Raw genomic sequence first — 13,267 nt, forward strand, 5'->3', positions numbered from 1 at the left:
TTGAAGCGGACCAGGCAACAGTTCGCCCATCTCACCTTCGGCCGTCCGCATCGCAACTAGCAACAGCTTCATGCATCTAACATCGCCCGGATTGAACCCGCGGGTTGGCGGTTCACTACCTGCTCGGCTTGCTTCCGTATGAGCTTGCTTCCCGTACGTCGATGTCACCATCGGCGCAAGTTGTACGGTTTGGACCCAGGGAACAACTGCCCGACTGCGCCACGACAGAGGGGTTTCTGTGGCTAAGCACGAAGCTAGCGTCGAAGAACTTGTAGGAATGATCCATCGCGGAGACCTGCGCCTTCCGGAGATGCAGCGACGCTACGTGTGGCGGTCAACTCGCGTCCGGGACCTTCTCGATTCGCTCTACCGAAACTATCCATCAGGGGCGATCCTGCTCTGGGAAACCGACGAGGATGTTCCGCTCCAAGAGTTCGCCGTTCAGCAAGAGGTGAGCCCGTACACCACATTGCGACTCCTGCTTGACGGGCAGCAGCGACTAACTTCGCTCTCAGCCGTGATCCGCGGTGAGGCCGTCTACGTCCGAAACCGTAAAAGGCCGATCGAGCTCCTCTTTAACCTCGACCATCCGGATGAGCTGGCGGTGGTCACTGAAGTAAACGAAGAGTCCGACGAAGACGACATCGCTGAAGATGAGGCGGACTCGACCGAAGATGAGCTGCAGAACCGTGTGAACCGGATGACCTTCGTGGTCGGGAACAAAAAGATCGCAAGGCTTCCGCAATGGGTACGGGTGTCGGATGTGTTTAGAACGGGGGAGGACGCGCCGTTCTTAAAGCGAGCCGGCGTCCAAAATTTCGACGACCCTAGGTTCGCCAAATACAGCCAACGGCTGGCCCGTTTGAGAGATATCCGCAAGTATGTGTACCGGATGGATGTTCTCCCGCGAAGCATGTCCTACGAGGAAGTGACTGAGATCTTCGTTCGGGTCAACTCGCTTGGCGCCAAGCTACGAAGCTCCGATCTCGCTCTCGCTCAGGTGACCTCGAAATGGCGTGGGGCGCTGTCGATTTTCCAACAATTTGAGAACGAGTGCGCGCAATCCGGTTTCCCGGTCGAGTTGTCCATCCATCTGAGGAACATGGTCGCCATCACCACAGGACAATCGCGATTCTCGGTCGTTGGCGGCCTCAAGACCGAACGGCTTCAGTCGGCATGGGAAGAGTGCAAGCGCGGCATGCAATTCGCGCTTAACTATCTCCGACGAAACGCTGAGCTCGACAGTCCTGCCCTGATGGCTTCCCCGTTTCTCCTCGTGACCCTCTCGTACTTTGGTCACAAGCGTGACTACGAGCTCGACCCCGATGAGTCAGCGCAGCTGCGACAGTGGGTTCTTCTAGCGAACGCCAAAGGCCGTTATTCCCGCGGATCGAGCGAAACAGTCTTGGATCAAGATCTGGCTACGCTGCGCGATGGCGGCACCATTCAGGATCTGATCGAACGGTTGAAGCAACAAGTGGGTCGATTAGACACCACGCCCGGCGAACTTCGTGGACGCGATCAACGCAGCGCGCTGTTCAAGACGATGTTCCTCGCATTTCGTCAAAGCGGAGCAAAGGACTGGAACTCCAGCCTCGCGATTGCACTCGATCACTCCGGTAGCCAACACAAGCTCCAGTTCCACCACATCTTCCCTAAAGCCGTCCTGACTAGGCTGGGTCGAACCGCAAGGGACGCCGATGATATCGCCAACCTCGCATTCATCGCCGGACGTACTAACCGCAGGATTAGTGACAAATCGCCGAGCGAGTATCTGCCGGGCATATGCGAACAAGCTGGCCCCGCAATCCTCGATGCCCAATGCATACCGCACGAAGATCCGCTTTACGAGCTAAGCAACTACGACCAGTTTCTTGCTCGGCGTCGGGAGTTAATCGCTGATCGGCTCAATGTGTTCCTCGGCACGGACGGCGGCGTCGTCGCGGGATCGAATTCCGATCCCTACGTCAGGGATTTAGATACCCAGATCGAACAAGTCGAACTGGCCATCCGCGACTTCATCGCCACCCAGCTCGATACTGACACTACGCTGCTGCCCCGACACATCAGTGACAAGCTGTACGCCAAGGTCCGCGACGCGGCGCGCAAAAACCCAGCTACCGCAACCGAACTAACAGCACTTCACGCGCTTCTTCAGTACAGCGACTTCCGTGAGCTTCAAGACATCGTCACCGCCAAAACCCTGTGGGACCGGTTCGAGCTGGCATTCGGGACAAAAGAGAACTTCAACATGCGATGTGGCCAGCTCGCCGAGCTACGCAATACGATCCGGCATAGCCGGCCAATGAACGATGTCACGAGAAAAGACGGCGAAGCCGCGCTGAGGTGGTTCAGGCAGGTGTTCCCACCCAACCGTTCGGAGCCGTAGTAACACGCGCTGGGTCCAGTTGGCCTCCGGTCGGTTGTGAATCTGTTTTCTGCATATCCCTTGAGAGGCGCTGAAGATCGCGAGCCAAGCCGATACTTGTGACCTTGGAGGAAAGAAGGCTCTGCGCGGGGTACCACGTCAGAGCCGAGCTCACCACCGCTGAGCCGCCGAATGCTTCAACTTGCGACATTTGGGCAATTACTCCAGCTCCCGGTCGAATGACGGTCAACGAGACACGCCGCGCGATCAGGAACACAGTATCGCGCCTCTGAAATGCGCATGTACCGTCCTAAATTGATATTGCTGAAGTAGCGTATTCAGCATGTTGGATTGTTATCATCGGCGGATCTGGGCTGACAGGGGTACTTAATGGCTGTTTCCGCCAAACGCGCGCACGACAAGCTGGCAGACCGGATCAGATCCTGCAAGAAGTGCGGCCCCAAGATGAACGTGCAGGGCGTCACTCAATCATCACCTGGTTACGGCGCCATCAGCTCACCGGTAGTCGTGGTCGGCCAAAGCCTGTGCAGCCCGTGCATGGCGAAGCAACAGCCGTTCTACGGTGGTAGCGGAAAGCACTTGGACAATGCGCTCAGAGATGCAGGGCTGACCAAAATGGACATCTATACCACTAACGTTGTGCACTGCCATCCGCTGAAAAATGTTCCATCCGAACAGGAATGGATCGACAACTGCTCGCCGTACCTGCGCGAAGAGCTCGCGATCGTGCAACCGCGCCTGGCCGTCGGCTTCGGTGATGACGCCCACGATGCGTTGCGCGCGATCTATCCTGATTCGACCGAATTGGCCTGGCCGCTGTTGACCCTCGAAGGATTCGCACCCTATCGCGGCGACAGCCCGGCGCTACTGTTCCCGCAGCATCCCGGCAAGTTTCGGTGGATCTCGACGAGCGACGGGAAACGCGCGAAAGTTGTTGAGGAATGGGAAAGCTGTTTAGCACGGGCGTTTTCGTGGGCGTTTGAGATCGAACCAACGTGCCGTGGCGAGGCCGACGGCTACCCGACCGACGCGACCTGACGATGCACATTCGGGTCCGCGAATCGGGTAAGCGCGTTAACGGCAAACCGGTGAAGCGCTATCAAGCCGTCTGGTACGAACACGGCCGCGAATACCGTGAGACGTGCGACACCCGCGAGCTGGCGCAAGACAAGCTTGATCTCGCCAAAACGCTTTTATCGCAAGGGCAATCGTTGGCGAGCCTGCGCGAGCGCGGCAAGGAAACGTTTGGCGTGGTCGCTGCGCAATGGCTGGACAGCCGTCACGATCTCAAGCCGCGCACCCGCTCCGAATACGCAAACTTGTTGAGCGCCAAGACGCGTGCACGCCGCAACGGCGACGGTGCGAGCACCGCGGACTTGTCGATCGCGGCGACTTTCGACCACCGTCCGGTCAACGAGATCAGGCGCGCCGACATTGCCAACTGGGTCGGCAAGCTGTCCAAGGCGGGCAAGTCGGCATCGACGGTGCGGCATCACTATTTCGTGGTGCGACAGATATTTTCGCAGTGTGTGGCCGATGGACGACTGACGGTCAACCCGGCCGATCACGTCAAGTTGCCCAGTGAGCGAAGCGTCCAAGGCGGCACGCCGGGCGTGGTAGACGATCCCGACATGTTTCTCACCGCCGCGCAGGTGGCCGCGCTGGTCGATGCGACGCCCTGGCCGTGCGCTGTGATGGTGCACCTGGCCGCGTGGTGCGGCCTGCGCGCCGCAGAACTGGCGGGCCTACAGGTTGGCGATGTCGAGTTGCCGGATGCGCCGATCAACCCGAACGCACCTGCCAAGCCGGGCGCGCTGCACGTCGAACGCACCGTGATCACCGTTGACGGCGCGCTGGTGTACGACTCACCCAAGACGAAAGGGTCACGTCGTCGCGTGCCGATGATGGGCGCGACCACCGAGCTGTTGCGCGAGTATCTGGCCGCGCATCCCCGCGCTGATGATCCTGCCGCGCCGCTGTTTTGCGCGGTTACGTTGAAAGCGGCCAAGCCGACGGGTAAGCGCGCCACCGATTCCGACGGCAACCGGATCGCGCCCACAGCCGTCGATGCGCTGGCATCGTTGTCGGCCGATGAAGCCGCCGACCGGCTGGTGCTGGATTGGTCGGCTCCGATTCGTCACCAGACGTTCTATAAGGCCGTGTTCCGTCCTGCGATTGCGCGCGCCGACCGCCTTGGCGGACCTGATCCGGTGTTGCCGCCCGCGCTGAAGTTTCACGCGCTGCGTCACACCTACGCGAGTTTGTGTGTCGCGGCAGGTATTCCGCCTCTACAGCTCTCGCGGTTCATGGGTCATGCCAAGGTCACCACAACGTTGTCGGTCTACACCCACCTGTTCGATGACGATCACGCAGAGACGATGGCCGCGCTAGAGGCGATGAGCCGAGCGGCTGATCCGACGAACGTGGTCTATATGCGACGTCGCTAGCTTTTATGGCGCGCCTGCCTTCGTGCACGGATGCATGTGTGCCGGATCTGTTGGCGCCATTCTGACCACCGATTGGAACGCTGCACGTAATTCGGACGGTCTTCAGGCCGCGTCCGTTCCTAACATGTGCGCGGATACTTCCGCGCCTTGACCATTGCTGGCCGCCATCGACTAGGGGAGGGCTCACTGTCTTTCGTTAGCTCTCACCCCGATGAAGAGGTGATCAAGGGTGATGAAACAAGCGTCTACGTATACCTGGCAGGAAATTTAAACGCTCGAACGTGGACATGTCGTAGCGATCACCGTCTCGGTCGGGGACGAGCACAATTTGCGGTCTCATTCCCAAATATTGCCGGGCGCGCTGTGATGCGGGCGCATTTCGGACGAGAACTGAATCTCCGTACCTCAGCGTTCATCCTGGAGAGCTTGAGCGATCCCATACGCATTCAGATCGATCATCGTGTCGATGACGTCGAGACATTGCGCCCGTGTCGGGGCGTCGCTCTGGCGGTAAAGCCGGAGCAAGATGCGTATCAAGTTTTGCCCCATAGCGGCGTGGCCGGTTCTGACATCGCCAAGATTTGCGGCTGCGACGGCAACGGCACGTTGGCAAGCAGTGAGCGTCGCTGGGGGAAGCCGTGATCTCGCTACGGCGAGCCCGTCGATGAGGTCTTCCATATGGTCGACGAAGGCCGCGCTTCCGATGAACTTTTCGATTAGTTCGTCGACGTCAGGCGTCCCCGTTTCTGGAAGGCGTCGCATACTTCGTGCGGCCGCCTGGCGAACTTCAGGCTCGGGGTCATTGAAGAGGACTGCGAGGAGCTCCGTACTTTCAGAGACGTTCGCCGAAAGAACTTCCGCAGCTCCGGTTCTGGCGCCGGCTGATAGCAGACTGCGGCGTGATCTAGGCCAACCCAGTGAAAATCGACGACGTTGACGGGGGCGCCTGATCGCCCAAACACGCCTACACAGCCAGCGATCGCCAATATCGTCAGGTGGGGTGACGTCCGGAGGCAGAGGCGGGCGGAGCGCCCCGTGATGCCCGGCAATAGCCCAGATACGTCCTCCACGCTTCGCAATCTGCGGCGGGCCGTCGAGCATCCGTTGCAAGGTTTCAGCGAAGCGGTCCGGATCGCCCAAGAGCACGTCTGTCAGGAGTTCCTCCGTCGATGGAGCGTCAAAGACTTCGACTCGAGAGTCGAACAGACGTGAGGCCAATGTGAGGGCAATTTCGGGTCGGTGCTGCTTAAGGGCAACGATCGCCTCGGCTGCACGGGTACGAACTGCAACAACGGGGTCCGACGCTAGCTGCGTTATCGTCGGAAGGAGTGCCTCGGCGAACTCGACTCCGATGTTGAGAATGTTTGTTGCGGCGACCGCGGCGGCGCCGCGCGTCGAGTTAAGGCCGGCATTGAACAGATCCCCACCGTACAAAGCGGCACCTTCGCCACTCGCGATTGCTACGTCCTGGTCCGGGTCTTCTGCGCGAGAGTATTTCTCGACGAGGGATACCAAACGGGCATTCACGACCTTGGCCGACGCGATGGCGATACAGATGTCATGGCCCACTTGCTCGCCATATAAGGACGCTGCCAGTTCGCAGACTTGCGTAAGCGCGTCAACGTCGACGGCGGCCGCGATGTTACGGATGATGTGACCCATTGCAACTGAGGGGATTTCGGGTCCGAACCTGAGCGCCAAACGCGAAAACCGATCTGGGTCTTCGTTTGCCCGCTGCCCAAGCAGTTGCGCGAGTTGCGTCGCGCCACCAACTGGAACTCTCCCCCGCCAGTCTGCACCGTCGTGGCGGTGCCGTCGAAGCGCGCTAAGCCAGTTTTCGTCCGACATCCGCTTCGTGGCATCCGCCCCAATTGGAGATCCCACCCACTGCGCAGTGATCGGCTCCGGCGGCGTGGGAGCTTGCTCGCTGAAACGTCGACTCAGTTCACCCAAGCGGCGTCGGGCGTCCGGGGATGACCGCTCGTTATCAAGAGCCGAGAGCAGGGTGTATTGCTCGTATTCCCGATCGACGCTTGCCAAGTAAGGGTCTGTGAGAAGTTTCTCCTCGAGGCGCGCAAACAGGTCTCCAGAACAGGCCGCTGAGTGAGCGAGAATTAGCTCCCGAGAGGCCCAGTTCGGACTGTCTGCCCAGCCGAGCACTAGGTTCCTCGGATCACCAAGCAGCCACTCGACAGCCTCATCGGCGTCGCCGCCGGCTGCTCGCGTCCGACACGCCAGGAAACGCAGTTCACTGCTTTCCGCGTCACCCAACATCTGAAGGTGCGAATCCGAAATTGACCCCTGCTCCGCTAAGAGTCGCAGAGCTGTCTCTGTTGCGGCGAATATAAGGTCGTCGACCTTAAATGCGGTGTCGCGATATCGGACACCCCAGCGGCCACCTGTCGGCAGGCGGTTTTTGAACGATTGCTGGTTTGCAGTGGCAACTGCTATCACAAATGGCAGGACTTCGGTGACGAACTGCATAGGAGCCCGTGCTGCAACTTCCCTGATGATGGTCGCGCTCTGTGAGTCCAAGGAGATATGTTCCGATCTGAAAGGATCCATCGAGCCCGCAGCCTGCGACCTGAACAGAGCCCGTGTCAGGTACGCACCAATCATGCGCGCCGCAGCTTCGGGATGCTCATCAAGACCATAGATAATGGACCAAAAATCGCTGTTGACGGCAATCGGTCCGCGAGCGTCATCGATCTCACCAGCACTGATCAGTTCGACCGCCAGGTCGACCAATTCTGGCGTCAACGACCAAGCCACCAACGCGCTGAATCTGTTCCGCCACGACTCAGTACTTCCAATGTGGGGTCTAACTAATTCCGCCACGCGAGAAGCGCGTTGCCGCGCGGCGAATATTAATTGTTGTATGACCAGATCGGCCCGATCATCGTTCCCCAGCCAGGCCTCCCACCTGCCGAGCTCATCTGCGGCATCGAACCAGCTAGGTCCGGATAGTAACGTGCGAATCTTCAGTGCGACGGCGTTGTCGCACCAGGCGAGGTTCTCGAGGGCCTCCCAGTCGGCTGCGACCGGTTCGATCTGTCGCAGTACCTCGATAACGACCTCTTTGAGGTGCGACCGCACGTCCCCGGCGGCGAGGAGTTCGGCGACCACTCGGCGAAATTCCGGCCGATCCGTCGCGACGAGATGTTCAAGAATCTGGCGTGTCTGCCCACGTCGGAACAAATGTTGACCGGAGTCGGCGAGAAACTTGTGGAGATTGCCACCGCTGTTCACAAATCCGCGAGCAAATAGGTAGTCGAAGTAGGATTCGTGAAAAAACGCTATAGAAGTATCGTCACGTATGAGGATTTCTTCCGAAGCGAGAACACTTACAGCTTCAGGCGCGAACTGGTCAAGAATCGAAATCGGAGCCTCAAGAGACTCATTTGAGCTCATAAAATTGATCATCGTCGACGTTATGCCGTTCCAATCGAGGCTCCCCAGGCGGATCGCGGCGCGACGCCGCACTTCCTCTGTCAGCTCTTGATAGAGTTCCTGGCGAGTGCGATATGACTGTTGGCGAGCTTCGTCTGAAAGACGGTCATACACCGCGAGGTGCAACGGTGTTCGGAGCAGTTCCACGGTGTTAGGTGACGGCATACTCGCATAATTCGCCTGGAGATATTCTCTAACCAATTCAAGGGGCAATTTTGCCAGGGTAATACGCCCGACCGCATGTTTGCCACGTAAGAGACCTGCCATTCGCGGATCACGTTCGAGGTCAATCGTCCTCAGCACGAGTAGAAGTTTTAGGTTCCGGGCACGACTGATTTCTTCGAGAACATCGATGACTGCATCGAAGCTGTCCGGCGCCCTACCGCTAAAGATGCTCACGGCGTCCAGTTGATCGATAATAAGGATTCCGGGTGACTTATCGGCTACCCCGGAAATCAGTACGGATGGCGACTCGGAAAGTCCCATTTGTATACCGAGTTGGTCAGAAGTTCTGGTTAGAATTCCGTGGTCCATTCGTGCGACCGCGACAAACCATCCTTCGCTCTCGAGGCTAGAGGCCAGGCCGGCGATTACCGCGGATTTTCCAGTTCCCGCAGCGCCATCCAGAATCGTTATCTGTGGCGAGCTAGGGGAAGTTAGTAGTGCACGGAGGGTTGCAGACTCGGGTCGTGGAACCAACCCAAACCTAGGCTCTGCGATCTCAGCTCTGCGGTGCTGACGTTGCACAGTGAGATGCAGCCGATTGCCTACATTTGTATCTCCGGCTAGAAGCCGTCTTTGAAAGCCTTTCTCAACGAGGTGATTGGCTAGCTGTGGCGCCGTTAAGTCTTGATGCATATGGCGGTCACAGAAATTTCGGATCTCGCCAAGGATGAGATTGGGATCGCCCGAATAGAGTCTCTGGTAGGCGGCCACAGCGAGTCTCTCAAGGCCTGCTAATGAATACTGTTCGACATAGATTCGTTGTAGTAGCTGCCATGATTCGGCGCTGCTAAGATTCCAGAAGCCCGTGAGTGCATCGAATTCGGGAGTAAGTTCTTTTGTAAGCACGGCCTCGAACTCCGCCAAATCTTTCGTCGCGCGCGATCGTTCGGCCAACGTTTGAAAACTCAGGGCGTGCGCCGACGCTACGAAGCGGAAATTACGGCCAAGACCATCCTGAAGTTTCGCGGCGGCTAAAATTTTCTCGGTGTTGAGTCGGTTGATCGTCCAATTCTGCGAAGAATCTTTTGCTTGCTCTCCCCAAGTGGCGCCTTCGGTGTCAATTTCAAATTCTATGCCGGTTCCGTCAATTGAGGGTGGCTCAAGTCTGATGCGACTGGCCGTGCCGTCTAAAAGATCCGCGAACCGCAGAGCGGTCCAAAGGTGCTCATAGCGATTGCCGAGCTTGTCTGCCTCGCCGCCCTTCATCGCCGTCATAGGACATGAAGTCTATCTAGCTCAAGCGCCTGCTTGTTCGTCCCTGAGGCCGTATAAGGAGAGGCAGAGCCGACGACCTGATGACGGCGATGCTAGTGGCAGGTGTCGGGGTCAAGGTCGTCGATCTCATGCCCAAAGGGGGGACTGTTACGTTAGTCGCGAGCAAATGACTCATAGGCGGTCGTTTCGCTTGGCCACGGTCAAAAGGCGGCCAATAATTGGGGGTACTGGAACTGCTTCCTAACGATACCTAGTTGACCTGCTGAGACGTGGAGCCGATGACGGGAATCGAACCCGCGTATTCAGCTTGGGAAGCTGATGTTCTGCCATTGAACTACATCGGCCGTGTTTCGAAGGGCAAGGCTAACACGCGCAAAACCTCGCCTGGTGTGCACTCACACCAGGCGAGGTCGCTGCGTCAGAGCGCGGACACCGCAGGCAGCGGTGCGATCGGCACCGTCACCGAGGTCGTCGACGTCGCGCCGCTCGAATCAGTGGCGGTGACGACGAACGTGTCCTCCTGCGGCTTCGTGCTGAACCCACCCGGGCCGGTCGCATAGAAGCTCTGCGGCAGACCAAGCGGTTCGTCATACCCGTACGTGGTGACAACGATCGAGACCCGCTGACCCGCGACCAAGTTGAGGGTCACTTCGGGGCACAGGCTGCCGTTGCCGCCACAGCCGGTGACCGGGACGGCGTGTATCTGAGAGTCGTCGTTCAGCACGAGAGCGCCGGTCTGCGGCGAACTGGGGTCGAACGTTCCGCTGTAGACGATCATCACGGTGTCCACCGGCGCCTGGCTCTGGCCGAACGTGTACGTCTGTGTGGCGGTGGCCGTGAAGAACGTCGCGATGTAATTCCGTGTGGCACCGCGCTCGGGGAGTTGCGAGACGGCGAAGAGCCCGCCTTGGACGCTGTCGAACGTGCCCTGGGTGACCTGCGCGGGATCGGTGAGTGTGATGGTTCCGCCATTCCCACCGCCACCTTCTCGGGAGTCCTCGTTCGGTGTGTACACGAATGCCCCCGTGTTCGGATCGATCGTCACGGTGCCGTACTGCGTGGTCGTCGGTGCGCTATAGGTGATGGTCCCACCGTCAGGGTCCGTCGCGGTGATCGAGCCCCGCACCTCTGCCGACGAAGGATCGGCCGCGCCGACGTTCACGCCCGTGATCACCGGGGCGTCGTCGACCCCGGCGACGTTCACGCTCACCGTCGCCGAGCCGCTCGTCAAGGTGCCGTCCGTCGCCGTGTAGGTGAAGGTGTCGACGCCGAAGAAGTTGGCATTGGGCGTGTAGGTGAACGTGCCGTTCGCATTGAGTACCAGCGTTCCGTTGGCCGGCTGGGTGAACGAGTCGACATTCAATGTCCCGCCCGAGGTGCTGGCATCGTTGCCCAACAACGCTCCCGGAGTGAACGTCAACGGGTTGTCCTCCGTGGCGCTCAGCGAGTCGTTGGCAGCTACCGGTCCGTCGTCGACGGCCGCGACGTTGATCGTCACCGTCGCCAGCGCGCTGGTCGAACTCCCGTCGGACACCGAATAGGTGAACGAATCCGTGCCGTTGAAGTCGGCGTTGGGCGTGTAGGTGTAGGTGCCGTCGGCGTTCTGTACAAGAGTGCCGTTGGTCGGCGCCGCTCCGATCACCACCGTCAGCGTGTCGCTGTCGACGTCAGTGTCGTTGCCCAACAGCGTCACTGGTGAGAATGTCAGCGGGGTGTCTTCCGTGGCCTCCAGCGTGTCGTCGGTGGCAACCGGTGCGTCGTCGACGGCGTTGACAGTGACGGTGACTGTGGCGGTGACGCTTTGGGTGCCATCGCTGACCGTGTAGGTGAAGGTGTCGGTCCCGTTGAAGTCCGCATCGGGGTTGTAGCTGATGGTCCCGTCGCGGTTGATCCACAGATTGCCGTGTTCGGGCTGGGTGTAGCCCTCGACGGTGAGGTCGTCACCGTCGATGTCGGTGTCGTTGGCCAGCAGGTCGGCCGGGTTGACGATGAGCAGGCCATCCTCGTCGACCGCGACGGTGTCGTCGACCGCGACGGGGGCGTCGTTGACCGCGTTGACGGTGACCGTGACTGTGGCCGTGGCGGTTTCGGTGCCGTCGGTGACGGTGTAGGTGAAGGTGTCGGTGCCGTTGAAGTCGTCGTCGGGGTTGTAGCTGATGGTGCCGTCGCGGTTGATCCACAGAGTGCCGTGTTCGGGCTGGGTGTAGCCGTCGATGCTGAGGTTGTCGCGGTCGATGTCGGTGTCGTTGGCCAGCAGATCTGCAGGGTTGACGATGAGCAGGCCGTCCTCGTCCACGGCGACGGTGTCGTTGTTGGCGACGGGGGCGTCGTTGACCGGGTTGACGGTCACGCTGACCGTGGCGGTCGCGGTCTTCGTCCCGTCGCTGACGGTGTAGGTGAAGGTGTCGGTGCCGTTGAAGTCGTCGTCGGGGTCGTAGCTGATGGTGCCATCGCGATTGATCCACAGATCGCCGTGTTCGGGCTGGGTGTAACCCTCGACGGTGAGGTCGTCACCGTCGGCGTCGGAGTCGTTGGCCAGCAGGTCCGACGGCTTGATGACCAGCAGGCCGTCCTCGTCGACCGTCACGCTGTCGTTGCCGGCCACCGGCGCCCGGTCCGTCGGGGCGACGACGACCGTCACGAACGCGAATTTCCCATGCCCGCTGAACAGGCCGTGGAGATGGAAGTCGTCGCTGTCGTAATCGGAAACCCTGACCAGGAACCTGTCTCGGCCGCCGGTGAGCGCGAACTCGTTGTCGGCGTCGTAGGTGAACGTCCCGGTGGCCTGATCGACCGTGACGGTGCCGTGCTTGGGTCCGAACCACTTGCCGCGCGCCACCCGGTACGTCAGGGGATCGTCGTCGGGGTCGGTGCCGCCGAACGAGATCGGAACACTGACGTCGTCGTACTCGTCCAACGTGACGTCGACCTGCTGGTTGTCCAGGACGGGCCGTCGGTTGAACAGTGTCCGGCGCGATTCCCGGCTCGCGGCGCTCAACAGCGTCCACATTCCGGTGCCGGCAGGCGCATCGGGCGTCGCAGGACCACCCGGCTCGGCAGGTTGGTCCAGCTCGACGGTGGCTTTCGTGTCGTTCGCGGTCTCTACAGGGGGTGCGGTCACCATTGTCGTCGAGGTGACGACCTTTCGTGCCGGTCGCGATGTGCTGACGCGCGTCGGCGCGGCCGACTGTGCAGGCTTTTCGACGGCGGCGGGTGTGTCGGCCCGCTCGACGGTGGGCTCTTCGCCGGCGTCCTCTGTGGTCGAACGTGCCGGTTTGTCCGACTTCGGCGCCGTGGCACGCCGGTGGCTGCGCGACGGCGCATCCTCAGGCTCCGCGGTGTCTCCGTTCACCGCGGAGCTGTCCTTCTTGGTGGTCTTCTTCTTGCCGCGGGACGGAGAGGTGTCCGACGGCGCTGCATCCGGTCGCGACACCGACTGGTTGTCCGAGGACGAACTGCCCGACGCAGAGTCCTGGTCGGCCCAGGCGACGCCGGTCGCGCCACTGGCCATCGCAAACCCGACTCCCAGTGCCACAGCTAA

General features: G+C 60.1%; 5 protein-coding genes and 1 tRNA gene. 3 read left to right on the plus strand and 3 right to left on the minus strand.

Annotation, left to right across the window (positions count from 1 at the left end):
- Positions 1–238: 238 nt before the first annotated feature.
- The 3 genes from ACZ50N_RS02100 (at position 239) to ACZ50N_RS02110 (ending at position 4,836) form a co-directional block, all read left to right on the plus strand.
- Positions 239–2,389 carry a GmrSD restriction endonuclease domain-containing protein gene (locus tag ACZ50N_RS02100; protein ID WP_464474508.1) on the plus strand — a complete coding sequence of 717 codons (2,151 nt, stop codon included), beginning with the start codon at positions 239–241 and terminating at the stop codon, positions 2,387–2,389.
- A gap of 369 nt (positions 2,390–2,758) precedes the next feature.
- Positions 2,759–3,427: a uracil-DNA glycosylase family protein gene (locus ACZ50N_RS02105; RefSeq protein WP_464474509.1), complete on the plus strand. Its 669-nt coding sequence runs from the start codon at positions 2,759–2,761 to the stop codon at positions 3,425–3,427.
- 2 nt (positions 3,428–3,429) lie between these two features.
- Positions 3,430–4,836 carry a tyrosine-type recombinase/integrase gene (locus tag ACZ50N_RS02110; protein WP_464474510.1) on the plus strand — a complete coding sequence of 469 codons (1,407 nt, stop codon included), beginning with the start codon at positions 3,430–3,432 and terminating at the stop codon, positions 4,834–4,836.
- Positions 4,837–5,241: 405 nt separating this feature from the next.
- On the opposite strand, the gene ACZ50N_RS02115 is transcribed toward ACZ50N_RS02110, so the two are convergent.
- The 3 genes from ACZ50N_RS02115 to ACZ50N_RS02125 all read right to left on the minus strand — a co-directional run bounded on the left by ACZ50N_RS02115 (position 5,242) and on the right by ACZ50N_RS02125 (position 13,237).
- A complete protein-coding gene (locus ACZ50N_RS02115) occupies positions 5,242–9,726 on the minus strand; it encodes a hypothetical protein (protein ID WP_464474511.1) in 4,485 nt (1,494 codons plus the stop codon).
- Positions 9,727–9,996: 270 nt separating this feature from the next.
- Positions 9,997–10,070: transfer RNA gene (locus tag ACZ50N_RS02120), tRNA-Gly, on the minus strand.
- Positions 10,071–10,144: 74 nt separating this feature from the next.
- Complete coding sequence (locus ACZ50N_RS02125) at positions 10,145–13,237, minus strand: cadherin-like domain-containing protein (RefSeq protein ID WP_464474512.1); 3,093 nt, start codon at positions 13,235–13,237, stop codon at positions 10,145–10,147.
- Positions 13,238–13,267: the final 30 nt, after the last annotated feature.

This window comes from Mycolicibacterium obuense, from assembly GCF_055397605.1.